Below are 22,599 nucleotides of genomic sequence, written 5' to 3'. Positions count from 1 at the left end.
CAGAAATTGTCCAATTTAGGCAGAAAGCCTCGTCCGGCGACAAATTTTTTTCGTCCATTTTTGTGAACGAATGGCTGCGCGTGATTCAGCTGAAACTGATTTTCTCTTACTGACTGATTCCTAAGGTTTTATTCCAATATCGGTTAGCCGGCTCGTTAAAAACATCGATAGCAATCTAATCACGAATGTTACTGTCATTAACATTCCGTGATAAAGAATCCCACTTTTTCGCCATTTTTCGCCTCGCCTAAGCCAAGTGCACGCAACGTGCAGGGACATTTCGACGGGGACGACCGACGTGAAAAAAATTCGACGCTCGACTGCCGCCGCGGCCGCCATTGCTGCTTTTGCACTTCTCGGCTCCGCGCAGGCCAATGCTGCGCCCGGGTGCGGACACGCATCCTGGTACGCTCTCACCTCCAAGACCGCTTCTGGTGAGAGAATGAATCCGGCCAAGCTGACCGCTGCCCACCGCTCGCTGCCTTTCGGCACCAAGGTTCTGGTGACAAACAAGCGCAACGGCAAAAGCGTCATCGTACGCATCAACGATCGTGGCCCCTTCATCCGTGGACGCGTCATCGACGTTTCCAAGGCTGCCGCCGCCAATATCGGCATGGTTTCTTCCGGCACCGCACAGGTCTGTTTCCAGATCGTCGATGCAGGCGGCCAGAAGATCGCCGGCAAGGGCCTGAAGAAGGTCGACGGCTAAGGCAAGTTCGCCTCTGCTCTTGCCCTTCTGCCCGATCGCGGTTACGACCCGCTCCATACGGGTTCAACCGAGACGGAGAGTGACATGCGACTGGGCGGGCGAGTAGCCGGAGCGATTGAAGTTCTGGCGGATATCGAAGCGCGCAAACGCCCGGTGGCGGATGCACTGAAGGACTGGGGCCTTTCCCATCGTTTCGCCGGTTCCGGCGACCGGGCGGCCATCGGCAACATCGTCTACGACGCGTTGCGCATGCGGCTTTCCCATGCATGGCTGATGGATGACGACAGCGCGACGGCTCTCGCCTATGCGGTTCTCCTGCGGCAATGGGGTTTCTCGAAGGACGCGCTCGACGCGGAGTTCGCCGACGACAAGTTTGCGCCGCCGGCCTTGACCGATGCCAATCTCGCCGCCTTTTCCAGCCGCAATCTCGAAGACGCGCCGCTGCATGTCCAGGGCGACATTCCGGATTGGGTGCAGGCCTCGTTCGAAGCCAATTTCGGCGACGACTGGCTGGCAGAGGCGAAGGCGCTTGCCGATCGCCCGACGCTCGATCTGCGCGCCAACACGCTGAAGGCCAATCGCGACAAGGTGGTGAAGGCGCTGGAACGCGCCGGCGCCAAGCCGGCAAAGATTGCCCGGAACGGCATTCGTGTCGCCGCCGGTGAAGGCCCTTCGCGACTGCCCAACGTAACGGCCGAACTGTCCTTCCAGAAGGGCTGGTTCGAGGTACAGGACGAAGGCTCGCAGATCGTGGCCGATCTGGTGCAGCCGGGCGAACACGATCAGGTTCTGGATTTCTGCGCCGGCGGTGGCGGCAAGACGCTCGCCATGTCGGCCGCGATGAACAACAAGGGCCAGGTTCACGCCTATGACGCCGACCGCAAGCGTCTGGCGCCGATCATCGAGCGTCTGCGCCGCGCCGGCACCCGCAATGTCCAGGTCCATGACGACCCGCGCCAGCTCGATGCCCTGAAGGAGAAGCTCGACGCGGTTCTGGTCGACGCGCCCTGCACCGGCACCGGCACCTGGCGCCGTCGCCCGGATACCAAGTGGCGGCTGACTCAGAAAAACCTCGACGAACGCATCGCGCAGCAGCAGGACGCGCTGACGGAGGCGTCCCGCTTCGTCAAGCCCGGCGGTCACCTGCTCTACGTCACCTGTTCGGTGCTGCCGGAAGAGAACGACCGCCAGGTGGAACGCTTCTGTGCCGACAATCCGGGCTTCTCGATCACATCTGCAGCCTCGGACTGGCAGAAAATCTTCGGCAAGGATGTAGCCTCTCCACGCGCGACGGCTGCAGGCACTGTTACCCTGACGCCCGCAAGTACCGATACGGACGGATTCTTTTTCTGCCGCATGCAACGCACGGTTTGATTTTTCGGATTGCCGATCAACCAGAGCTTCAAATCGTTCTAAACTAGAACATTTGACACTAGTTTTGTTTCGCGCAAAGACATCTCTCTGGCGGCGTCGTGGGATCGACGCTGCGAAGGAGAGGGACATGACCCGCAAAACTCTGGTCGGCGCCGCATTGGCGCTCTTTGCCGCTTCGACGGCCTTTACCGCACTTCCAGCCCGCGCAGAGACGACGCCACAGGCCGTGCTGAAACATTATGCCGAGCTGGCGCATGCGAAATACGAGGATTCGCTGACGACGGCGGAGAAACTCGACAAGGCGATCGACGCGCTGATCGCAACGCCGAGCGAAAAGTCACTGAAGGCTGCGAAGGCTGCCTGGATCGCCGCCCGCGTGCCCTACCAGCAGTCGGAAGTCTACCGTTTCGGCAACCCGATCGTCGACGAGTGGGAAGGCAAGGTGAATGCCTGGCCGCTGGACGAAGGCCTGATCGACTATGTCGATGCCTCCTATGGCACCGAGAGCGATGAGAACGCTCTTTATACCGCCAATGTTATCGCCAATCCGAAGATCGAGATTAACGGTGAGGCGATAGACCTGACCGAGATCACGCCGGAGACGATCCGCAGCCTCAACGAGGCCGGCGAGATCGAGGCCAATGTCGCGACCGGTTATCACGCCATCGAATTCCTGCTCTGGGGCCAGGATCTGCACGGAACGGAAGCCGGCGCCGGCGACCGCCCCTTTACGGATTACGACAAGGCGAAATGCACCGGCGGCAATTGCGACCGCCGCGCCGCCTATCTCAAGGCCGCGTCCACCCTTCTGATCTCCGATCTCAAGGACATGGTAACCGCTTGGGCACCGGATGGCGACGCGACGAAGAATGTCGAAGCCGATCCGAAGGCCGGCCTGACCGCCATCCTGACCGGCATGGGTTCGCTCTCCTATGGCGAACTTGCCGGCGAGCGCATGAAGCTCGGGCTTCTGCTGCATGATCCGGAAGAGGAGCATGATTGCTTCTCCGACAACACCTATGCCTCGCATCTCAACGACGCGATCGGCATCAGGTCCGCCTATACCGGCCAGTATACCCGTCCCGACGGCACCAAGATGACCGGCCCGTCGCTGTCCGATCTCGTCACCGCCAAGGACAAGGCCCTCGATACCGAGATGAAGGGCAAGCTCGACACGACGCTGACCGCCATGACCGTGATGAAGGACCGCGCCCAGAAGGTCGAGGCCTATGACCAGATGATCGGCGAGAACAATGTGAAGGGCAACGAGGTCGTGCAGAAGGCGATCGACGGGCTGATCGACCAGACCAAGACCATCGAGCGCGTCATCGCATCGCTGGATCTCGGCAAGATCGAGCTCGAAGGTTCCGACAGCCTCGACAATCCCGACGCTGTGTTTCAGTGATTGAAGGCGGCTGACGCCCTCCGAGATGAAAAAGAACCCCTCCCCAACCCCTCCCCACAAGGGGGAGGGGCTTAACGCGTATCTCCCTCGCCGCCTGGAATTTCCGGGCGGTGGGCGGGTGATCTGTGGGTACAAGCCTCGCGGGCTATCGTTTGTGAATTGGGGAGAGCGCCTCTTGCCGATCTCCCCCCTTGTGGGGGAGATGCCCGGCAGGGCAGAGGGGGGTGTTTCCAGGCACTCCTCTCTCGTTGAGTTCGCGGCGCTACCCCCCTCTGTCACTCTCGTGACATCTCCCCCACAAGGGGGGAGATCATTCAGCATGCTCCGCGCCTTTCGACGTGACGCCGACTACGCCAAGGCGGAGATGGGACCATGAAACCCGCCGGCCTCCGTATCTTCCTGCCGCTCCTCTCCGGCACCCTCGTCCTCCTGCCGCTGATCGCCACCGGCAGCGACAGCCTTTCGCCGCAGGCCCGCACCGATCTCAACCCGAAGGACCTGAAACGCGTCGAGCGCGTGACGAAGCCGACGACGGATTTTTCCAGGGCCGAACAGTTCGAGACCATGTCCGGTGGTGCAGCGACGACGAAGGCGATCGTCAATGGCGACGCGTTCTCGCATTTCTCGCCCAACATCACCTTCGAGGAAGAGCAGAATTTCAAGCTCGGCAATGCGCTGTTCACGAAGCTCTGGGTGTCAGCCCCCTCCTCCACCCAGGCCTCGGACGGGCTCGGGCCGCTGTTCAATGCGCGCGCCTGTCAGAGCTGTCATCTGAAGGATGGTCGCGGCCATCCACCGGAAGGCACTGCTGACGCGACCTCGATGTTCCTGCGGCTTGCCCGCCCTGCCCGAACCGACGAGGAGCGCGAGGCCGTCGCCGACTATCGCAAGATCAATTTCCCCGATGCCGTCTATGGCGAGCAGCTGCAGGATCTCGCCGTGCCGGGTCTCAAGTCCGAAGGCAAGTTGGAGATTTCCTATGAGGAAACCTCAGTAACGCTTTCTGGCGGAGAAACGGTCAATCTCCGTAAGCCAACCTATTCCGTCGCCAATCTCGGCTATGGCCCGCTGGAAGGCGACGTGACGCTGTCGCCGCGCATCGCGCCACCGATGCTCGGCATGGGGCTGATCCAGGCGATCCATCCGGCAGACATCCTCGCCAAGGCCGACCCGGAGGACAAGGACGGTGACGGCATTTCCGGCAAGCCGGCATTCGTGCGCGATCACCTGAGCGGCGAGGTAAAACTCGGCCGCTTCGGCTTCAAGGCGCAGAATGCCTCGATCCGCGACCAGACCTCCTCGGCCTTTGCCGGCGACATCGGCATATCGACGCCCGACGATCCGTTTTCCCACGGCGACTGCACCAAGGCGCAAGCCGACTGTCTGGCCATGCCGACCGGCGTGCAGGAGCGGCTCGGCCCTGTCGAGGCACCGGATCCTGTTTTGCCGCTCGTCACCTTCTATTCGGAAAACCTTGCCGTGCCGGCCCGCCGTGACATCGACGACCCGACCGTGCTGAAGGGCAAGGAAATATTCTACACGGCCGGCTGCACCGGCTGTCACACACCGAAATTCGTTACCCGCCGCGATGCCGGCAACAAGGCGCATGCCTTCCAGCTGATCTGGCCCTATTCGGACTTCCTGCTGCATGACATGGGCGAAGGCCTCGCCGACGGGCAGCAGGTGGGCGTGGCCACCGGGCAGGAATGGCGCACCCAGCCGCTCTGGGGCATCGGCCTCACCAAGACCGTCAACAACCACACCTTCTTCCTGCATGACGGGCGTGCCCGTAATCTCACCGAAGCGATCCTCTGGCATGGCGGCGAGGCGGATAAAGCCCGCAACGCCTTCGCGGCCATGGCGAAGGATGATCGCGCGGCCCTTCTCACCTTCCTGGAGTCTCTCTGATGCGCAAAATCCTCGCCGCCGGCCTGATCGCGCTGTTTCCCGCAGCCTTCGCCCACAGCGTTCAGGCACAGGAGGCCGATCCGACACCGGCGGTGGAGCTGCCGGAAGCGGTCGTGACGAAGGTGATGACGGCTGCGGTCGACGGCTACATCCGGCCCGGCTATGACGCCCTGCAAAAGTCCGCGGAAGACATGGCCGCGACGATGAAGACGCTCTGCGACGCGCCATCTAAGGCCAATTACGATGCGGCGAAGACCGGCTTCGGCAAGCTTGCAGCGACCTGGGCGCATATCGAGATCGTTCGCACCGGCCCGATCATCGAGCAGAACCGGTTCGAGCGCATCCTCTTCTATCCCGACCGCAAGAGCACGGGGCTGAAACAGGTGCAGGCGGTGCTTGCCAAATCCGACGAGACTGCAACGGATCCGAAGACGCTCGCCACCAAGAGCGTCGCGACGCAGGGCCTCGGTGCACTCGAATATCTCCTGTTCGGTACGGGCTCGGATACGCTTTCTTCCGGAAATGACTTCCGTTGCCGTTACAGCGCCGCCGTGGTGCAGAATGTCGGCAGTGTCGCCGCGGAAGTCGCCGGCATCTGGGACGCGCCCGACGGCATCCAGAAGGCCTGGGAAGAGCCCGGCCCGGACAATCCTGTCTTCCGCACCGGTGGCGAGGCGGTCACCGGCCTGCTCGGCATTCTCGTCCATGGCGCGGAGGCCGTGCGCGACCAGCGGATCGAGACCTTCTACAAGGGCGTCGACAAGGCGAAATTCCCTAAGCAGGCACTGTTCTGGCGTTCGGAAAACACCTGGCCGATGGTCAAGGCCAATCTCGACGGGCTGTCCGGGCTGCTCGTCACCTCCGGCATGGTCGAGCTGCTGCCGGAAAAGGACCGCCCGGTCGTTGCGGCCGCCGAGGCTCAGTTCAAGGCTATGGCGAAGCTTACGACCGAGATCACACCGGATCTGGAAAAGGCCGTGGCGGATGAAGGCGAGCGCAAGAATCTCGATACGCTGCTGGCCGACGGCAAGGATGTGATCTCCAAGCTGAACGACGGTTATGGCGGCGCGATCGGCCTTTCCTCCGGCTTCTCCTTCGCGGACGGAGACTGATCCCATGGTCTGGAACGGCGAGGCTATCGACCGCCGGGCATTCCTGAAAGCCGCCGGCATCGGCTTTGCCGCTACGCTCGCGCCCGGCCAGCTCATTGCGCTGGAGCGCGCCGACGCCGTTTATGCGTCCGGGTTTCGGGCCGCCGATGGGTCTTTCGGCATCGCCACCGTCTCCGAGCGCGGCGAGATCATCGACCGCTTCGCCCTGCCTGCCCGCGCCCATGGCATGGCCTATAGCGCCGCCACCGGCCGTGCGGTGGCTTTCGCAAGGCGCCCCGGCACGTTTGCCATGGTTTTCGATCCGTCGCGACAGGCCGAGCCCGTGATGATCACCGCGCCGGAGGGCCGGCATTTTTACGGCCACGGTCACTTCTCGCCTGACGGCGCGACGCTCTATGCCAGCGAGAATGATTTCGACGGCAATCGCGGCATGATCGGGCTCTACGATGCACGCGACCGGTTCCGCCGGATCGGCGATTTCGAGGCCCACGGCATCGGCACCCACGACATGACCGTCTCGGATGACGGCTCGCTGCTCGTCATAGCCAATGGCGGCATCGAGACCCATCCGGATTTCGGCCGCACCAAGCTCAATCTCGACCACATGGATCCATCGCTCGTCATGCTCGACGCGAAAAGCGGAGTGCTGATCCAGAAACACACGCTCCCCGCCTCGCTGCGCCAGCTTTCGACCCGCCATCTCGACATTGCCGAAAACGGCCGCGTCTGGTTCGCCTGTCAGTGGGAAGGCGCGCGCAACGAGGCGCCGCCGCTCGCCGGCTGGTTTTCCAAGGGTGAGGATATCGCGCTCCTCTCGCTGCCGAAGGAAACCACGGCGCGGCTGGCGAACTATGTCGGGGCGATCGCCGTCAACCGGCGTGAGAACATTGTCGGCCTTACGTCGCCGATCGGCGGTGCTTCCGTCACGCTCGATGCGAAGTCGGGGCTGGTGCTGAAAGAGGAAACGGTGCGCGAGGCGGCCGGCGTGGCGGCGGGTCCCCACGGCATCGCCGTCTCTTCCTATGACGGGCGGTTCAGCGGTATCCGCAGCGACGTCGCCTGGGATCAACATATCATTTCACTAAAATGACCTTTACTCAGGTTGCGTAGCGCCTTAAGTCACACGGCATGCGTAAGGTTCTCAGTGCGATTTTCTTCGTTGTCGCATGCGTCGCCATCGGTGCGCTCAGCGGCCTCGCCAATACCCCGGGTGAATGGTACCAGGCCCTGACAAAGCCGTCCTTCAACCCGCCGGACTGGCTCTTCGCTCCCGTATGGGCCGGGATCTATATCCTGATCGGCTTGGCACTCGCCGAAACCTGGTTCGACGAGGATAGCGGCCGCAACCGCCGTCTTTTCGTCTTCGGCATACAGGCGATCCTCAATCTTCTCTGGTCGCCGAGCTTCTTCGGCCTGCAGATGCCGATACTCGGCCTTCTCGTCATCGTGCCGCTGCTTGCCTCCATTCTCGTCTTCATCGCCATAAGCTGGCAGCCGGACCGGAAGGCGGCGCTGCTGTTTGTGCCTTATGCGCTGTGGGTCGCCTTCGCGACCATGCTCAATCTTTCGATCGTCATGCTCAACTGACAAATGTCATCCGCCGCCGCTTGCCCATCGCGCGGTGCCATGCCACTTTCGGCACCGAACAAGGGCAGGCCATGACGATTATCGATCCGGGCGATTTTGACGAACGCATCCGCCGGAGCTTCCAGAACCAGAATGCGATGGGGATGCTCGGCGCTGAAATCAGTCGCATCCAGCAGGGTATGGTGGAGATCGAACTTCCCTTCGACCCTAAGCTCACCCAGCAGCACGGGTTCCTGCATTCCGGCGTGATTTCCGCGGCACTCGAAACGGCCTGCACCTATTCCGCCTATACGGTGATCGCGCCTGATGTCTCGATCCTGACGATCGAGTTCAAGGTGAACCTTATGTCGCCCGGTCGCGGCGAGCGCTTCCTGTTTCGCGGAGAGATCACCAAGCCTGGCTCGACCATCATCGTCGCGGATGGACGCGGCTATGCGGTCGGCGACGGACCGGCCAAGCTGATCGCCTCGATGACCTCGTCGATGATGGTCATCCGCAACCGACAGGACGTGGTCGAATGAGCTTCGAACTGAAGCAGATGGGCGAACGTTCAGTGCTGTTCGTCATGGCCGTCGATGCCGAATATGGCCCGCATCTCAAATCACGTATCACGCCGCTGATGACCGGCGTCGGCCCGGTGGAGGCCGCAATCGTTCTCTCGCATGCGCTGACCAAGCTGCAGGGAACAAGCCGCATGCCGGATCTCGTCGTGTCGCTCGGTTCGGCAGGCTCGCGCAGCCTGGAGCAGACCGAAGTCTACCAGGTCGCCTCGGTTGCCTATCGCGACATGGATGCCTCGCCGCTCGGGTTCGAGAAGGGCCGCACGCCCTTCCTCGATCACCCGGCCGTTATGCCCCTGCCCTTCACCATCCCCGGCGTGCCGCAAGCATCCTTGTCGACTGGCGGCAATATCGTCTCGGGCGCCGCCTATGATCTCGTCGAAGCCGATATGGTCGACATGGAAACCTTTGCCGTGATGCGCTGCTGCCAGCTGTTCGGCATTCCACTGATCGGCCTGCGCGGCATTTCCGACGGCAAAGAGGAACTGAAGCACGTCGAGAACTGGACCGAATATCTCCATGTCATCGACGAGAAGCTGGCCGACGTGGTCGATCGACTCGAGAAGTCCCTTGAAAGCGGCGATTTGGGCCTCTGAGCAGTTGCAAAAAACGCGAACCTTCATTAAAGGCTCGCCATGACCCAGATAGCTCATCCCGACAGCATCCTCATCATCGATTTCGGCAGCCAGGTGACGCAGCTGATTGCGCGTCGCATCCGCGAGGCCGGGGTCTATTGCGAAATCCATCCGTTCCAGAGCGCAGCCGAAGCTTTCGAGAAGCTGCAGCCCAAGGGCGTGATCTTCTCCGGCGGCCCGGCTTCGGTCACGACGGAAGGCAGCCCGCGCGCGCCGCAGGCGGTTTTCGATAGCGGCGTGCCGATCCTCGGCATCTGTTACGGCCAGCAGACGCTCTGCACCCAGCTCGGCGGTGTCGTCGAAGGTGGTCACGCAGCCGAATTCGGCCGCGCCGATGTGGAAGTCAAAAAGGCTAGCCCGCTGTTCGACGGCTTCTGGGAACAGGGCGGACGCTATCCCGTCTGGATGAGCCACGGCGACCGCGTAACGCAGCTTCCCGAAGGCTTCGAAGTCATCGCGACCTCGGAAAACGCTCCCTTCGCCATCGCAGCCGACGAGAGCCGCCACTACTACACGACGATGTTCCACCCGGAAGTGGTGCATACGCCGGATGGCGCCAAGCTGCTCTCCAACTTCGTGCACAAGATCGTCGGCCTGAAATCCGACTGGACCATGGCTGCCTACCGCGCAGAGATGATCCGCAAGATCAAGGACCAGGTCGGCGACGAGCGCGTCATCTGCGGCCTCTCCGGTGGTGTTGACTCGTCCGTTGCAGCGATCCTCATCCATGAGGCGATCGGCGACCAGCTGACCTGCATCTATGTCGATCACGGACTGATGCGCCAGGGCGAGACCGAGCAGGTCGTCGGCATGTTCCGCGACCACTACAACATCCCGCTCGTCGCCGTCGATGCGTCCGACCTGTTCCTGACCCAGCTTGCCGGCGAAAGCGATCCGGAAGTGAAGCGCAAGACGATCGGCCGCCTGTTCATCGAAGTGTTCGAGGCGGAAGCCGCAAAGATCGCTGCCGACGGCAAGGGCGCACCGCGCTTCCTCGCCCAGGGCACGCTCTATCCGGACGTCATCGAAAGCGTCTCCTTCTCCGGCGGCCCTTCGGTGACGATCAAGAGCCACCACAATGTCGGCGGCCTGCCCGAGCGCATGAACATGCAGCTCGTCGAGCCGCTGCGTGAACTCTTCAAGGACGAAGTCCGTGCGCTTGGCCGCGAACTCGGCTTGGCGGAAAGCTTCATCGGCCGCCACCCCTTCCCGGGTCCGGGCCTCGCGATCCGCTGCCCGGGTGGCGTGACCAAGGAAAAGCTGGACATCCTGCGCAAGGCGGATGCGATCTATCTCGACGAAATCCGCAAGGCCGGCCTCTACGACACGATCTGGCAGGCTTTTGCCGTGCTTCTGCCAGTGCAGACCGTTGGCGTCATGGGTGACTACCGCACCTATGATTTCGTCTGCGCATTGCGAGCTGTCACCTCGGTCGACGGCATGACGGCGGATTTCTATCCTTACGACATGAACTTCCTCGGCCGCGCGGCAACGCGCATCATCAACGAGGTGCGCGGTATCAACCGCGTCGTCTACGACGTGACATCGAAGCCGCCGGGCACGATCGAGTGGGAATAATTCGCGCCTACCCAAAAGCCGCCGATAACCGCCGATCGCCCTCCATAACACGCTGAAAATAAATAATTTTCTCTCTGCCATCTTTCGCCGTCAATCGCCGGACAAGCCTCGCGATCGACGGCGGAGCTGACGGTATGGGGCGTCTTGTGACATCGCGGAATTGCATATACCGTCAGGGCTTAGAGAGCTTGTGACGGTATTTTATTGACCTTATTCCCCTGAGAATAAAGGAAATTTTGCCGTCAGGATTGGTCGGTTTTGGCCTGACGGTATTTTTGGAGGCTCTCTGGCGTTTTTTAACGATCTAGGAGGGTCCGATGCTTACCGATGCGGCAATCAAAGCACTGAAACCAAAGGACAAATTATACAAGGTCTCTGACCGTGACGGTATGTATGTCGTCGTGAACCCGTCGGGCGCCGTCGTGTTCCGCTATGACTACCGTATGCACGGTCGACGCGAGACGTTGACGCTCGGCCGATACGGGCCGGCGGGCCTCTCTCTGGCCCGTGCGCGGGAGAAGCTGATCGACGCGCAGCGTTCGATTCAGGCTGGGCGGTCGCCCGCCCAGGAGAAGCAGCGCGAGAAGCGCCGCATCAAGGAAGCAAAGAGCTTTGGCGAGTTTGGCGAACGCTGGCTGCAAGAGCACCGGATGGCCGAAAGCACCCGCGCGATGCGCCGCTCGATCTACGAGCGCGACATCCTGCCGACGTTCCGCAATCGGTTGCTGACGGAAATCACGCCCGAAGATCTCCGGGCGATGTGCGACAAGGTGAAGAAGCGGGGAGCGCCGGCCACGGCGGTCCATGTCCGGGACATCGTGAAGCTGGTCTTCGCCTTCGCGAAGCTGCACGGGGAGAAGGTGCCGAACCCCGCCGAAGAGGTCGGGCCGGCGTCGATCGCGACCTTCGTTCCCAAGGACCGCTCGCTCTCGCCCGCCGAAATTCGAGTGATGCTCGGCCAGCTAGAGCATGTGGCGACGCTGCCCACTATTCGGCTCGGTCTGAAGCTGATCCTGCTCACGATGGTCCGCAAGAGCGAGTTGCAGGACGCGGTGTGGAATGAGATCGACTTCGAGAATGCGGTGTGGTCGATCCCGAAGGAGCGGATGAAGCGCTCCAAGCCGCACAACGTCTATCTGTGCGAACAGTCGCTCGACATCCTCGTTGCGCTCAAGACCTGTGCGGGCAATTCGCGCTACCTGCTGCCCTCGCGCTACGACGCGGATGCACCGATGTCGCGCGCGACCTTCAACCGCGTCACCACGGCGGTCGTCGTGCAAGCCAAGAAGGCGGGACTGCCGTTGGAGCCGTTCACCGTGCATGACCTTCGCCGTACGGGCTCGACGCTGCTCAACGAGCTGGGCTTCAACCGCGACTGGATCGAGAAGTGCCTGGCGCATGAGGACGGGCGTTCTTCGCGCGGCGTCTATAACAAGGCCGAGTATGAGCACCAGCGCCGGCACATGATGCAGGAATGGGGCAATCTGATCGACGCATGGGTTGGCGGCCAGAAATACACCCCGACGCTCTATCCGGCCTCCATGGACCTTCTGGTCCCGGAGCCTAGCCTTTGACCGGACGGGTCTTCCTGAGCGTAACGTCTGGCGCTGGCGCACGCTTGGCCGTCTTCGCCTTGGAGGCTTGGCGGCGTTCTTCAAGCCAGGCCTCCACTTCGCCGAGGTCCCAAACGACGGTTCGAGAGGTCAGGTAGAAGCGCTGCGGAAACTCGCCGCGCTGTTCCATGTTGTAGATGGTCGTGTCGGCCAGGGGAACGATCTCTCGAAGCTGGTGCCTGCGGATGGTGCGTTTGTTGAGAGGGGCCGGTGTCTGGCTCATCGTCTAGCCCCACCGTCTGCGATCCTGCCATTCCATTTATTCATGCCAGACCTCCTTTAATGTGGCCGGGTCAGCGACTTGGCTGCATTCCCGGCGTCTGGCGAACCATGGCGAAGGACCGGCCGCCGGTAGCGTGCCGCATTCGCGTTCGCTCGCGCACGGCACCCCAACCAACCGGGTTCGCATGACGTGTGCGGTGATTATGCTGGTGAGAGCGGAATCTGCCCACGGGAGCGCAACGGCGTCGCCGGTACGACCCCCACCGGCATGGCGGTCAGCCCGTGGTGCGCCGGGCCTTGGCGAACTCGCGATCGGTCGAGATGAAGCGTTCGAGCATCGGCACGATGAGCTTGGCGGGTTCGATGGGCGCACCGCCTTCGGCGAGGAGGCGGCCGTAGTCCGTGAGGTCGCGATGGAGCGCGGCAGGCAGATCCAGCGCGACCTTCACGGGTTTGTCGTCGGCGATGGGGCCGAGCTTCAGCTTGATCATGGTCAGCTCCTATAGGGTTCGAGTACCAAATCCTTGGTGACGATGACACGGACCGGGAAGCCGGGCCGCATGGTCAACGTCGGCGGGACCTGCAACTGACGCTGGACGATCTGCTGACCGGCCTGATTGATGGTGTCCTGCGCGCCGTCGCGGATGGCGCGGATCAGGCGGTCGTTATCGTCGGTGGCGAGTTCCGCACCGACGCCGAGCAGCGTCGAGAGCGCGGCAGCCTTGGCGAGATCCCACCAGTGATAATCGACGCCATCCTCCAGTCCGGCATAGCCTTGCGTGTCGGCGCCCGGCTGGCGCTCAAGAACGATCGAGCGGCCATTCGGCATAATGAGGCGGTTCCAGACGAGCAGCACGCGGCGCTGCCCGAACTGGACGCTGTTGTCATACTGGCCGATGAGCCGCGTTCCCTGCGGCACGAGCAGGGTGCTGCCTGTTGGGCTGTCATAGATGTTCTCCGTGACCTGCGCGGTGATCTGGCCGGGAAGATCCGAACGGATACCGGTGATGAGCGCGGCTGAGATGACGGTTCCGGCTTGCAGGACGAAGGGCGATGCCGGCGGCGTAACGCGATCCGGCGTCACGGTGCGCCGATCGACCGCCGCATTGAGGAAAGCAAGCTGCCGGTCCTGGGCGCTCGGTTGCCCTGTGGCGGCGCTGCCGGGGTCAAACCCCGCAAGGTCGGGCGTGGCTCCCGGCGTCGCGGCGGCCGTCGAGCCCTGCCGCGACTGGAAGAAGACGGTGCTGAGGCGCGCGGCTTCCTCCTCGGCGCGGCGGCGTTGCTCGGCCTCGTCGACGCCTGGCGTCGGAACGACAGGCGGCACGACGGGCTGGCCGGCATTCTGCGCGGACAGGATGGGACCGCCCAGATCGCCCGGCAACGCCGGTCCAAGAATGGGACCTGTATAGTCGCGCGGCAGTCCAGCAAGACCATCGGCGGGCTGGCGGTTGGACGTAGAATATAGCTCCTGACCGTCATCGCCGCCCGTGCGCGTCTGGAACGCATAGATCAGCGCGCCGCCGATCCCGACCATGGCGACGGCCGCGAAGCTGGCGAGCATCTTGCGTGACAGGCGCGTGACTCGGGGCGCTTCGGCACCCAAGCGCATCGGAGCGGTGTTGGTGTTGTCGGGATCGCTCATGGCTGCGGCCTCCCATCCGTGCGGACGATCCTGACGGTCTGCTGGCTCTTGCCACCGCCAAGACGCAGCTCGGCCGCGCCGAACAGGCGGTCGACGATCAAGATGTGTTGGTAGATGCGGCTGTTGGCGATCTGTGCCTCGCCTTCGGGGCCAATGACGAAGATCGGCGGCATTTCACCCTGCACGATCCCGCGCGGAAACTCGACATAGACACGGCGGCCGTCGTCATAGACAGCAACGGGCTTCCATGGCGGATTGCTGGAGCCGGTCAAGCCATAGCGATAGTTGCGTGCCGCGACGGCAGGAATGACAGGCGTTGCCGGAAGCGCTTGGCGCCCGCCGCCTGCCGGCTGCGGATAGGCCCAGGCGACGGCGGGCATATAGGGCTTCTCGTCCGCACGCAGCTCGATCATGTAGGTGCGCCGGTCGGTGGTGATGACGAGATTGGTGGTGATGTCGGCGCGGGTCGGCTTCACCAGCACATGCACGCGGCGGGCGACGCCGGAGCCGGATTCCGTATCGCCGATAATCCAGCGGGCGGTATCGCCGGCCGCGATTGGTCCAGCGCCGGTCAGGCTCTCGCCGGGTTCGAGCGCGATATTGGTGATCTGGCCGGGCGCGGCATAGACCTGATAGAGCGCGCCTTCCGACCACGGATAGATCTGAATGGCGTTGAAGTAGCCTTCCCGGCGCGGCTGCACGCGGGCGGCCGCATTGGCGTTTTCGACGCGGCCGGTCGCCGTGCTGGCAGTCTGACCGCCGCGTGCGACCGTCCAGGCGGGAGGGACATGCAGCGGCTTCAGACGTTCGTCCGTCACGGCTGCGGGAATGGCCGGCAGCGGTGGGACACTGTTGTCGTAGCTGATCTGCGGCGGCTTAGTGGACGCGCAGCCGGCGATCATGGTCGCCGACAACAACAGCGCGGGAACGGCAGAGGTGCGAACAGCCCGGCTCATTGGCCCATCTCCCGCGACCAGTTGATGGCGTTGACATAGATGCCGAGCGGATTGGCTTTCAGGCGCTCGGCGTCGCGCGGCGGCTGGACGGCGATGGTGAGGATCGCGGTCCATCGTTCCGTGCCGGAGAGCTGGCCGTTCTCAAAGTGCCGTTCCGTCCAGGCAACGCGGAAGCTGTCGGGCGAAGCGCGGATGACGCTGGAGACGTCCACGGCGATCTGCTGCTTGCCGACCTTGGTGAAGGGGTCGTTGGTCCGGGCATAGTCGTTGAGCGCGCCCGCGCCGCGATCGGTGGTCCATTCATAGGCACGAAGCCAGTTCTGGCGCACGATGATCGGATCGGCCGGCATGGAACGCACCTGCTCGATGAAGCGGCCGAGATGCCATGCGATCTGCGGATCGGTCGGGCGGAAGTCGGCGGTCGCCGGAGCGACGATCTGGGCCTGGCCGAGCTTGTCGACCTGCACTATCCACGGCACGACGGTTCCCTGAACCGACTTCCAGACGAGCGCGGCGGCAAAGCCTGCGGAGAGAACCAGCGAACCGAAGGCCATGTAGCGCCAATTCTTCGCCTGCACGCGGGCCGAGCCGATACGCTCGTCCCAGACCTGTGCGGCCTTTTGGTAAGGCGTCTCGGGCTGAGGTGTTTTGCCGTAGTGCGCGGCAGGACGCTTGAAGAGATTCATGAGCGGTCACTTTCAGAGAGGTTGACGGAAGAACCGGAGCCGTGGCTGTCGCTGGAGCGGACGGCATGGGTCGTGGTCTGGACGCCATGCGAGAGGCGCTGCGAGCGCTGCATCCGCTTCGCCCAATCGGGCTGGCCCTTGGCGAATTGGATGGCGGAAGCGGTAGCGGCATCGGCGGAACCGCCGACTGTCCCCATGGTGGAAGAGCCTCCGGTCGCGCCGAAGCCGCCCTTCAAGCCATCGGAAAAGCTGGATTTGACGCTGGCGGCTGCACGGCGAAGCGGCGACATGGCGGCGGAACCTGCCGCACGTCCGACGCCGCCCATGCCGGATGCCGCACCCCCCGCACCGGACTGGCCGAGTGAACCGAGGCTGAAGGCGGCGGATGCCGCGCCGGCCGCGATCGCGCCGCCGCGCACGGCGGCAGCGCCGGTGGAAAGCGCGGCTGCACCGCCCTTCGCGGCAAGGCCGGCAGCGCCAGCACCCGCGAGCACCATGCCGCCTGCGGCAAGGCCGGTTCCGACGGCGGCGCCAGCGCCGAGCTGCGGGCCGCCGGAGACGAGGCCGTTGGCGATGCCGGGACCGAAGATGCCGAGGCCAAGCAACGACAAGGCGGCGAGCACGACGGCCATGGCGTCGTCAATGCTCGGCGTCTGGCCGCCGAACCCTTGCGTGAACTGCGAAAACAGCGTCGAGCCGATGCCGATGATGACGGCGAGGACGAGAACCTTGATGCCCGACGAGATGACGTTGCCGAGCACCTTTTCGGCCATGAAGGCGCTTTTCCCGAAGAGGCCAAACGGGATCAGGACAAAGCCGGCGAGCGTCGCCAGCTTGAACTCGATCAACGTGACGAAGAGCTGGATCGCCAGAATGAAGAAAGCGAGGATGACCAGCGCCCAGGCGAAGAGCAGGCAGGCGATCTGGATGAAGTTCTCGAAGAAGGCGACCCAACCCATCAGGTCGGAGATGGATTCGAGCAGCGGCCGGGCGGCATCGAGGCCGGTCTGTGCGACCTTGCCGGGACGCATCAGGTCGGCGGTCGAGAAGCCGGTGCCTGACGCCTTGAGGCCGAGGCCGGCAAAGCTGTCGAAGACGATTTTCGCGAGGTTGTTCCAGTTGGAAATCAGGTAGGCAAAAGCCCCGACGAACAGCGTCTTCTTCACGAGCCGGGCGATGATGTCGTCATCCGCGCCCCAGGACCAGACCAGCGCAGCCAGCGTCACATCGATGACGATGAGCGTGGTAGCGATAAAAGCGACCTCGCCGCCGAGCAGCCCGAATCCGCTGTCGATGTAACGGGTGAAGGTGCCGAGGAATGTATCGATGACTCCGCTGCCGCCCATGCGTCACCGCCCTTCGATCTGCGCGGGCGATGCCGGAGCCGGCGTGCGCCCAAGGAAGCGGTTGCGGGTCTCCGCCCAGACGCGCAGGCAGTCAGGGTCATCCGCGGACTTCTGGCCGAGCTGCTGGCAGCGGCGCTGGCCTTCGCGCAGCGGATCGGAAGCAGGTTGGAGAATGCGCACCGGCGAAGATGCCGGCGCGTCCTCTTTGCGGGTCAGCTCGATCACCGAAGCCATGACGGCGACGGCGACGAACACGATAGCGCCGAGGCGGGCCAGCATCTTGCCGTCCATGGGGATGCTCCTTCTGTCGGTTACTTGCCGGTGTTGAACATCTGCGCGTTGCCCGGCTGGTAGCCCGAGCCCGGCGTCAGAAAGCGGCGGCGCTGTTCGCGGCCCTGTTCGGCGGCGGCGGCCCGCTCGGCCTCTGTGAGCGCGCCGGCACGGCCATTCGAGGCGAGCAGCGCCACGAGATCTGAAAGCTGCTGCGACTGGAGCGCGAGAAGCTGGTTGCCCGCCTGCGCCGCTTGCAAAGCGCCGGTCGCGCCCTGGCTCTGGTCGATCAGCGCCGACATCTGCGCGCGGTTGCTGTCGATATTGCCGACAGCACCGGCCTGCACGCGCATGGCATCCTGTAAGCCGTCGACGTTGTTCTGCCAGCGCGAGCGCGCATTGGCGACGAGCTGCTGGTCGGTGGCCGACATCGAGACGTTGCCGTAATGGCTCTGAAACGCCTGATCGATCTTCTGGACGTCGAAGGCGATGTTCTGCGCCTGGCCGAGAAGCTGCTGGGTCTTCTGGACGTTCTGCTGCAAGGTCTGGAGGGCAGAGAACGGCAGGCTGGCGAGGTTCTTGGCCTGATTGATAAGCATCTGCGCTTCATTCTGAAGCGAGGTGATCTGATGGGTGATCTGCTCCAGCGTGCGCGCTGCCGTCAGGACGTTCTGCGCATAGTTCGTCGGGTCATAGACGATGCGCCAAGCATTGGCCGGCGTTGCCATCATCGGCGAGAAGGCCACCGGTGCGGCGGCGAGCACGGTTGCGGCAAGCGCCGCGGCGCGCAAGCGGATAAAACTGTTTTTCATGGTGCAGTCTCCTTTTGGGCGTGGGGGATTGGGAAAGTCGGGATGAGATCGACGGCCCAACCCGCGTCGCGGGCGTGCAGCCAAGCGGCGAGGAAGCCGTCGCGTCCGTGCTCGGCGACGAGGTTCGCAATCAGCGTCTGGTCAGATTTGGAGGAAGCAGCACAGAGCGCGAGGCCGACTTCGCTCAAGCCCAGTTCGAACAGGCGGTTGCCGCGGCGCGACTGGCAGTAGTAGTCGCGCTTGGGCGTGGCTCCTGCGAGGATTTCGATCTGGCGGTCATTGAGGCCGAAGCGCCGATAGATCGCGGTGATCTGCGGCTCGATCGCGCGTTCGTTTGGGAGAAGCAGCCGTGTCGGGCAGCTCTCGATGATGGCGGGCGCTATGCTCGAATTGTCGATGTCGCTGAGCGATTGCGTGGCGAAGATGACGGACGCGTTCTTCTTGCGCAGCGTCTTCAGCCATTCGCGAAGCTGGCCCGCGAAGCCATCGTCGTCCAGCGCCAGCCAGCCCTCGTCGATGATGAGCATGGTCGGGCGGCCGTCGAGCCGGTCGCCGATGCGGTGGAAGAGATAGGCAAGCGCGGCAGGCGCCGCGCCGGTGCCGACCAGCCCCTCGATCTCGAACGCCTGCACGTCGGCCGAGCCGAGATGTTCGGTCTCGGCGTCGAGCAAGCGACCGTAAGCGCCGCCGACACAATAGGGCCGCAGCGCCTGCTTGATGTCATTGGACTGGAGCAGGACCGCAAGGCCGGTGATGGTGCGTTCCTCGACCGGCGCGGAGGCGAGCGAGGTCAGCGCGGTCCAGATATGCTCCTTCACCTCAGGCGTGATGGGGATACCCTCACGCATGAGGATCGCGACGATCCAGTCGGCCGCCCAGGCGCGTTTATAGGTGTCGTGGATGCGCGCGAGCGGTTGAAGCGAGACGGAGAACTCGTCCCCTTCGGTCAGCCCGCCGCCGAGATCGTGCCAGTCCCCGCCCATGGCGAGCGCGGCGGCGCGGATCGAGCCGCCGAAGTCGAAGGCGAACACCTGGGACCGCTCGTAGCGCCGGAACTGGAGCGCCATCAGCGCGAGCAGCACGGATTTGCCCGCGCCGGTCGGGCCGACGACCAGGGTGTGGCCCACGTCGCCTACATGGAGACTTAACCGGAACGGGGTCGAGCCTTCAGTCTTGCCATACAGCAAGGGGGCCGCACCGAAATGCTCGTCCCGTTCCGGCCCCGCCCACACGGCAGAGAGGGGGATCATGTGGGCGAGATTGAGCGTCGAGACCGGCGGCTGGCGGACATTGGCGTAGGCATGTCCGGGGAGCGAGCCGAGCCAGGCATCGACGGCATTGACAGTTTCGATCATGGCCGTGAAGTCGCGGCCCTGGATGACCTTCTCGACGAGGCGCAGTTTCTCGTCGGCAAGGCGAGGATCGGCATCCCACACCGTGATGGTCGCGGTGACATAGGCCATGCCGGCGACATCCTGGCCGAGCTCCTGCAAGGCCATGTCGGCGTCGGCGGCCTTGTTCGCCGCATCAGTGTCCACAAGGGCGGATGCCTCGTTGGTCATCACTTCCTTGAGGATCGCGGCGATGGACTTCCGCTTGGCGAACCATTGCCGCCTGATCTTGGTCAGCAGCTTGGTCGCGTCGGTCTTGTCGAGCAGGATCGCCCGCGTGCTCCAGCGATACGGAAAGGCCAGCCGGTTGAGATCATCGAGCAGCCCCGGCGTCGTCGCGGTCGGAAAGCCGATGATTGTGAGGACACGCAGATGTTGATCGCCAAGGCGCGGCTCCAGCCCGCCGGTGAGTGGCTGATCGGCGAGCAGCGTATCGAGATAGATCGGCGTCTCGGGGACGCGGATGCGATGCCGATTAGTAGAGACGGTGGAATGCAGATAGGTCAGCGTCTCGCTGTCATCGAGCCAGTCGCATTCGGGCATGAAGCCGTCGAGCAGGGCCAGCACGCGCTCGGTGCGATCGGTGAAGGCGCGCAAAATCTCATGCGGATCGACGCCGGAGCGCTCGCGGCCTTCGTATAGCCAGGTCTCGGCGCGGGCGGCTTCCTCGGCCGGCGGCAGATAGAGGAAGGTCAGGTAGTAGCCGGAGACGAAGTGAACGCCTTCTTCCTCGAAATCTACCTTGCGCTCTGCGTCGACCAGGCCGGACGCGGCGTCGGGGAAGATGTCGTTCGGATAGGTCGCGGCCTGATGGCGCTGCGCCTCGACAAAGATGCTCCAGCCGGAGCCGAGACGGCGGAAGGCGTTGTTGATGCGGCTGGCGACGGCAACCAGCTCGGCCGCGACGGCGCTATCCAGATCGGGACCGCGGAACGACGCGGTGCGGAGGAACGAGCCGTCCTTGTTCAAGACGACGCCGGGCCCGACGAGGGCAGCCCAGGGAAGGAAATCGGCAAGGCGGCTGGCGCTGCGGCGATATTCGGCAAGGTTCATCATGGCGTGGGCTCCCTCAGACCGACAGGTTTGCGGGGATGCGCAGGTGCCGGCGGCCGACTTCCACGAAGAGCGGATCGCGTTTCGCGGCCCAGACGGCGGCGAAGTGGCCGATGGCCCAGATGGCGAGGCCGACCAGCCACAGGCGCAGGCCAAGGCCCACGGCCCCGGCCAGCGTCCCGTTGAGGATCGCGATGGAACGCGGTGCGCCGCCGAGCAGGATGTGCTCGATCAGCGCGCGGTGGACCGGCACGGTGAATCCCGGCACGTCCAGTTGCTCGAAGGCGACCGCCATCAGACGAGCGCCCCGCCGCCGAACGAGAAGAACGACAGGAAGAAGCTCGACGCGGCGAAGGCGATCGACAGGCCGAACACGATCTGGATCAGCTTGCGGAAGCCGCCGGACGTATCGCCGAAGGCGAGCGCCAAGCCCGTTGCGATGATGATGATGACGGCGACGATCTTGGCCACGGGGCCTTCAATTGACTGAAGGATTTTCTGGAGCGGCGCTTCCCACGGCATCGAGGAGCCGGAGGCGTGGGCGGCGGGAACGAAAACGAGGTTGACGTAGGCGACGGCAGTGACAGTCGCGACGGTGCGACGGACGCGCATGGGGATGCGGATCATGGATTGTCTCCTGTGCTGGTGGGGATGGCGGGGGTGATGAGGTAATCCCCGTCCGGGCCGAGCCCTTCGACACGGGCGAGTTCGGCGAGCCGGCGCGCAGAGCCGCGGCCGGAGAGGACGGCCACGAGGTCGATCGTCTCGGCGATCAGCGCGCGCGGGACGGTGACGACGGCTTCCTGGATGAGCTGTTCGAGCCGGCGAAGCGCGCCGATGCCAGTGCCGGCGTGGATGGTGCCGACGCCGCCCGGATGGCCGGTGCCCCAGGCTTTGAGGAGGTCGAGCGCTTCTGAACCGCGCACCTCGCCGATGGGGATGCGGTCGGGGCGCAGGCGCAGCGAGGAGCGGACGAGATCGGAGAGCGTGACGACGCCTTCCTTGGTCCGCATGGAGACAAGATTGGGCGCGGCGCATTGCAGTTCGCGCGTGTCCTCGATGATGACGACGCGATCCTCACTCTTGGCGACTTCAGCTAGCAGCGCATTGGTCAGCGTGGTCTTGCCGGTCGAGGTGCCGCCCGCGACGAGGATGTTGGCGCGTGCCGCGACGGCTTCGCGCAACGTCACGGCTTGATCGGCACGCATGACACCGGCGCGTGCATAGTCGTCGAGCGTGAAGACGGCGACGGCGGGTTTACGGATTGCGAAGGCGGGTGCGGCGACGACGGGGGGAAGAAGCCCCTCGAACCGCTCCCCTGTTTCCGGCAGCTCGGCCGAGACACGTGGACTCCGCGCGTGGACCTCAGCGCCAACATGGTGCGCGACCAGGCGCATGATGCGTTCGCCATCGGCGGGCGACAGGGTTTCGCCGGTGTCGGACAGCCCTTCGGCGAGACGGTCGATCCAGATGCGCCCATCCGGGTTCAGCATCACCTCGACGACGGCGGGGTCTTCCAGAAAACGCGCGATTGCCGGGCCAAGCGCGGTGCGCAACATGCGCGCGCCACGCTGGGCCGCTTCAGGCTTCTGGTGCGAAGAAGTCATGCCGCCCCCAATTCCAAAGGGGACGCAACAGTAGTTCCCCTATTGGGGATGATTAAAAGAGCCCGAAATCTGTTCGGTTCAACAAGTATCAGGATCCATGCGGCGGTCGGCGGCCATCGGCGGCAAATAGGAA

23 protein-coding genes are annotated in these 22,599 nt (G+C 63.8%); 11 read left to right on the top strand and 12 right to left on the bottom strand.

The annotated features are described in order from the left end of the window. The first annotated feature begins 298 nt into the window (after nt 1-298). From BM216_RS05730 to BM216_RS05680, 11 genes are all read left to right on the top strand, one after another. Complete coding sequence (locus tag BM216_RS05730) at nt 299-709, top strand: septal ring lytic transglycosylase RlpA family protein (protein ID WP_092996303.1); 411 nt, start codon at nt 299-301, stop codon at nt 707-709. Nucleotides 710-793: 84 nt separating this feature from the next. After that, on the top strand, nt 794-2,083 hold the full coding sequence (locus BM216_RS05725) for an RsmB/NOP family class I SAM-dependent RNA methyltransferase (protein ID WP_092996301.1): 1,290 nt from the start codon (nt 794-796) through the stop codon (nt 2,081-2,083). A gap of 127 nt (nt 2,084-2,210) precedes the next feature. After that, on the top strand, nt 2,211-3,488 hold the full coding sequence (locus BM216_RS05720) for an imelysin family protein (RefSeq protein ID WP_092996298.1): 1,278 nt from the start codon (nt 2,211-2,213) through the stop codon (nt 3,486-3,488). Between the two features lie 372 nt (nt 3,489-3,860). Continuing rightward, nucleotides 3,861-5,396: a di-heme oxidoreductase family protein gene (locus tag BM216_RS05715; protein WP_092996295.1), complete on the top strand. Its 1,536-nt coding sequence runs from the start codon at nt 3,861-3,863 to the stop codon at nt 5,394-5,396. Next, nucleotides 5,396-6,508, top strand: a complete 1,113-nt coding sequence (locus tag BM216_RS05710) for an imelysin family protein (RefSeq protein ID WP_092996292.1) — start codon at nt 5,396-5,398, stop codon at nt 6,506-6,508. Before BM216_RS05715 ends, BM216_RS05710 begins: the two co-directional genes overlap by 1 nt. A gap of 4 nt (nt 6,509-6,512) precedes the next feature. Continuing rightward, nucleotides 6,513-7,598, top strand: a complete 1,086-nt coding sequence (locus tag BM216_RS05705) for a DUF1513 domain-containing protein (protein ID WP_092996289.1) — start codon at nt 6,513-6,515, stop codon at nt 7,596-7,598. Nucleotides 7,599-7,636: 38 nt separating this feature from the next. Further along, nucleotides 7,637-8,095, top strand: coding sequence for a TspO/MBR family protein (locus BM216_RS05700; RefSeq protein WP_092996286.1), 459 nt, complete (start codon nt 7,637-7,639; stop codon nt 8,093-8,095). A 71-nt stretch (nt 8,096-8,166) separates the two neighbouring features. Beyond that, nucleotides 8,167-8,616, top strand: coding sequence for a PaaI family thioesterase (locus BM216_RS05695; protein ID WP_092996283.1), 450 nt, complete (start codon nt 8,167-8,169; stop codon nt 8,614-8,616). After that, on the top strand, nt 8,613-9,251 hold the full coding sequence (locus BM216_RS05690; protein ID WP_092996280.1) for a 5'-methylthioadenosine/S-adenosylhomocysteine nucleosidase: 639 nt from the start codon (nt 8,613-8,615) through the stop codon (nt 9,249-9,251). Before BM216_RS05695 ends, BM216_RS05690 begins: the two co-directional genes overlap by 4 nt. 39 nt (nt 9,252-9,290) lie before the next feature. Next, nucleotides 9,291-10,868, top strand: a complete 1,578-nt coding sequence (guaA, locus tag BM216_RS05685) for a glutamine-hydrolyzing GMP synthase (protein ID WP_092996277.1) — start codon at nt 9,291-9,293, stop codon at nt 10,866-10,868. Between the two features lie 317 nt (nt 10,869-11,185). Further along, nucleotides 11,186-12,442, top strand: coding sequence for a tyrosine-type recombinase/integrase (locus tag BM216_RS05680; RefSeq protein WP_092996274.1), 1,257 nt, complete (start codon nt 11,186-11,188; stop codon nt 12,440-12,442). Here the strand turns inward: BM216_RS05680 and BM216_RS05675 are convergent. From BM216_RS05675 to trbB, 12 genes are all read right to left on the bottom strand, one after another. Then, nucleotides 12,432-12,704, bottom strand: a complete 273-nt coding sequence (locus tag BM216_RS05675; protein ID WP_092996271.1) for a helix-turn-helix transcriptional regulator — start codon at nt 12,702-12,704, stop codon at nt 12,432-12,434. The two genes, BM216_RS05680 and BM216_RS05675, sit on opposite strands and share 11 nt — an antisense overlap. 274 nt (nt 12,705-12,978) lie before the next feature. Beyond that, nucleotides 12,979-13,194, bottom strand: coding sequence for a DUF2274 domain-containing protein (locus BM216_RS05670; protein ID WP_092996268.1), 216 nt, complete (start codon nt 13,192-13,194; stop codon nt 12,979-12,981). Nucleotides 13,195-13,196: 2 nt separating this feature from the next. Then, nucleotides 13,197-14,345 carry a TraB/TrbI/VirB10 family type IV secretion system protein gene (locus BM216_RS05665; protein ID WP_092996265.1) on the bottom strand — a complete coding sequence of 383 codons (1,149 nt, stop codon included), beginning with the start codon at nt 14,343-14,345 and terminating at the stop codon, nt 13,197-13,199. Continuing rightward, nucleotides 14,342-15,301: a P-type conjugative transfer protein TrbG gene (trbG, locus tag BM216_RS05660; protein ID WP_092996263.1), complete on the bottom strand. Its 960-nt coding sequence runs from the start codon at nt 15,299-15,301 to the stop codon at nt 14,342-14,344. The genes BM216_RS05665 and trbG overlap by 4 nt, the downstream gene beginning before the upstream one ends. Further along, a complete protein-coding gene (gene trbF, locus BM216_RS05655; protein WP_092996260.1) occupies nt 15,298-15,987 on the bottom strand; it encodes a conjugal transfer protein TrbF in 690 nt (229 codons plus the stop codon). The genes trbG and trbF overlap by 4 nt, the downstream gene beginning before the upstream one ends. Further along, complete coding sequence (gene trbL / locus BM216_RS05650; RefSeq protein WP_092996257.1) at nt 15,984-17,333, bottom strand: P-type conjugative transfer protein TrbL; 1,350 nt, start codon at nt 17,331-17,333, stop codon at nt 15,984-15,986. The genes trbF and trbL overlap by 4 nt, the downstream gene beginning before the upstream one ends. Nucleotides 17,334-17,336: 3 nt before the next feature. After that, nucleotides 17,337-17,624 (bottom strand): putative entry exclusion protein TrbK-alt, encoded by a 288-nt coding sequence (gene trbK-alt, locus BM216_RS05645; RefSeq protein WP_092996254.1) that lies wholly within the window; start codon nt 17,622-17,624, stop codon nt 17,337-17,339. 20 nt (nt 17,625-17,644) lie between these two features. Continuing rightward, on the bottom strand, nt 17,645-18,415 hold the full coding sequence (gene trbJ / locus BM216_RS05640; protein WP_092996251.1) for a P-type conjugative transfer protein TrbJ: 771 nt from the start codon (nt 18,413-18,415) through the stop codon (nt 17,645-17,647). Beyond that, a complete protein-coding gene (gene trbE / locus BM216_RS05635; protein ID WP_092996249.1) occupies nt 18,412-20,862 on the bottom strand; it encodes a conjugal transfer protein TrbE in 2,451 nt (816 codons plus the stop codon). The genes trbJ and trbE overlap by 4 nt, the downstream gene beginning before the upstream one ends. 13 nt (nt 20,863-20,875) lie before the next feature. After that, nucleotides 20,876-21,154, bottom strand: a complete 279-nt coding sequence (locus BM216_RS05630) for a VirB3 family type IV secretion system protein (protein ID WP_092996246.1) — start codon at nt 21,152-21,154, stop codon at nt 20,876-20,878. After that, complete coding sequence (locus BM216_RS05625; protein WP_092996243.1) at nt 21,154-21,486, bottom strand: TrbC/VirB2 family type IV secretion system protein; 333 nt, start codon at nt 21,484-21,486, stop codon at nt 21,154-21,156. The genes BM216_RS05630 and BM216_RS05625 overlap by 1 nt, the downstream gene beginning before the upstream one ends. Beyond that, nucleotides 21,483-22,466, bottom strand: coding sequence for a P-type conjugative transfer ATPase TrbB (gene trbB, locus BM216_RS05620; RefSeq protein WP_092996240.1), 984 nt, complete (start codon nt 22,464-22,466; stop codon nt 21,483-21,485). Before trbB ends, BM216_RS05625 begins: the two co-directional genes overlap by 4 nt. Nucleotides 22,467-22,599: the final 133 nt, after the last annotated feature.

The organism is Rhizobium sp. NFR07 (genome assembly GCF_900111905.1).
In the GTDB taxonomy this organism is placed as follows: Bacteria; Pseudomonadota; Alphaproteobacteria; order Rhizobiales; family Rhizobiaceae; genus Neorhizobium.
This window is presented reverse-complemented; position numbering and strand designations above follow the sequence as displayed.

Bases quoted from the DNA above. Each gene is read 5' to 3' on its own strand.
- BM216_RS05700 (WP_092996286.1), top strand. From the start codon at position 7,637: ATGCGTAAGGTTCTCAGTGCGATTTTCTTCGTTGTCGCATGCGTCGCC.
- trbB (WP_092996240.1), bottom strand. From the start codon at position 22,466: ATGACTTCTTCGCACCAGAAGCCTGAAGCGGCCCAGCGTGGCGCGCGC.
- BM216_RS05695 (WP_092996283.1), top strand. From the start codon at position 8,167: ATGACGATTATCGATCCGGGCGATTTTGACGAACGCATCCGCCGGAGC.
- BM216_RS05630 (WP_092996246.1), bottom strand. From the start codon at position 21,154: ATGGCGGTCGCCTTCGAGCAACTGGACGTGCCGGGATTCACCGTGCCG.
- BM216_RS05725 (WP_092996301.1), top strand. From the start codon at position 794: ATGCGACTGGGCGGGCGAGTAGCCGGAGCGATTGAAGTTCTGGCGGAT.
- trbJ (WP_092996251.1), bottom strand. From the start codon at position 18,415: ATGAAAAACAGTTTTATCCGCTTGCGCGCCGCGGCGCTTGCCGCAACC.
- trbK-alt (WP_092996254.1), bottom strand. From the start codon at position 17,624: ATGGACGGCAAGATGCTGGCCCGCCTCGGCGCTATCGTGTTCGTCGCC.
- trbE (WP_092996249.1), bottom strand. From the start codon at position 20,862: ATGATGAACCTTGCCGAATATCGCCGCAGCGCCAGCCGCCTTGCCGAT.
- BM216_RS05715 (WP_092996295.1), top strand. From the start codon at position 3,861: ATGAAACCCGCCGGCCTCCGTATCTTCCTGCCGCTCCTCTCCGGCACC.
- BM216_RS05720 (WP_092996298.1), top strand. From the start codon at position 2,211: ATGACCCGCAAAACTCTGGTCGGCGCCGCATTGGCGCTCTTTGCCGCT.
- BM216_RS05675 (WP_092996271.1), bottom strand. From the start codon at position 12,704: ATGAGCCAGACACCGGCCCCTCTCAACAAACGCACCATCCGCAGGCAC.
- guaA (WP_092996277.1), top strand. From the start codon at position 9,291: ATGACCCAGATAGCTCATCCCGACAGCATCCTCATCATCGATTTCGGC.
- trbF (WP_092996260.1), bottom strand. From the start codon at position 15,987: ATGAATCTCTTCAAGCGTCCTGCCGCGCACTACGGCAAAACACCTCAG.
- BM216_RS05705 (WP_092996289.1), top strand. From the start codon at position 6,513: ATGGTCTGGAACGGCGAGGCTATCGACCGCCGGGCATTCCTGAAAGCC.
- BM216_RS05710 (WP_092996292.1), top strand. From the start codon at position 5,396: ATGCGCAAAATCCTCGCCGCCGGCCTGATCGCGCTGTTTCCCGCAGCC.
- BM216_RS05690 (WP_092996280.1), top strand. From the start codon at position 8,613: ATGAGCTTCGAACTGAAGCAGATGGGCGAACGTTCAGTGCTGTTCGTC.
- trbG (WP_092996263.1), bottom strand. From the start codon at position 15,301: ATGAGCCGGGCTGTTCGCACCTCTGCCGTTCCCGCGCTGTTGTTGTCG.
- BM216_RS05680 (WP_092996274.1), top strand. From the start codon at position 11,186: ATGCTTACCGATGCGGCAATCAAAGCACTGAAACCAAAGGACAAATTA.
- BM216_RS05670 (WP_092996268.1), bottom strand. From the start codon at position 13,194: ATGATCAAGCTGAAGCTCGGCCCCATCGCCGACGACAAACCCGTGAAG.
- BM216_RS05665 (WP_092996265.1), bottom strand. From the start codon at position 14,345: ATGAGCGATCCCGACAACACCAACACCGCTCCGATGCGCTTGGGTGCC.
- trbL (WP_092996257.1), bottom strand. From the start codon at position 17,333: ATGGGCGGCAGCGGAGTCATCGATACATTCCTCGGCACCTTCACCCGT.
- BM216_RS05625 (WP_092996243.1), bottom strand. From the start codon at position 21,486: ATGATCCGCATCCCCATGCGCGTCCGTCGCACCGTCGCGACTGTCACT.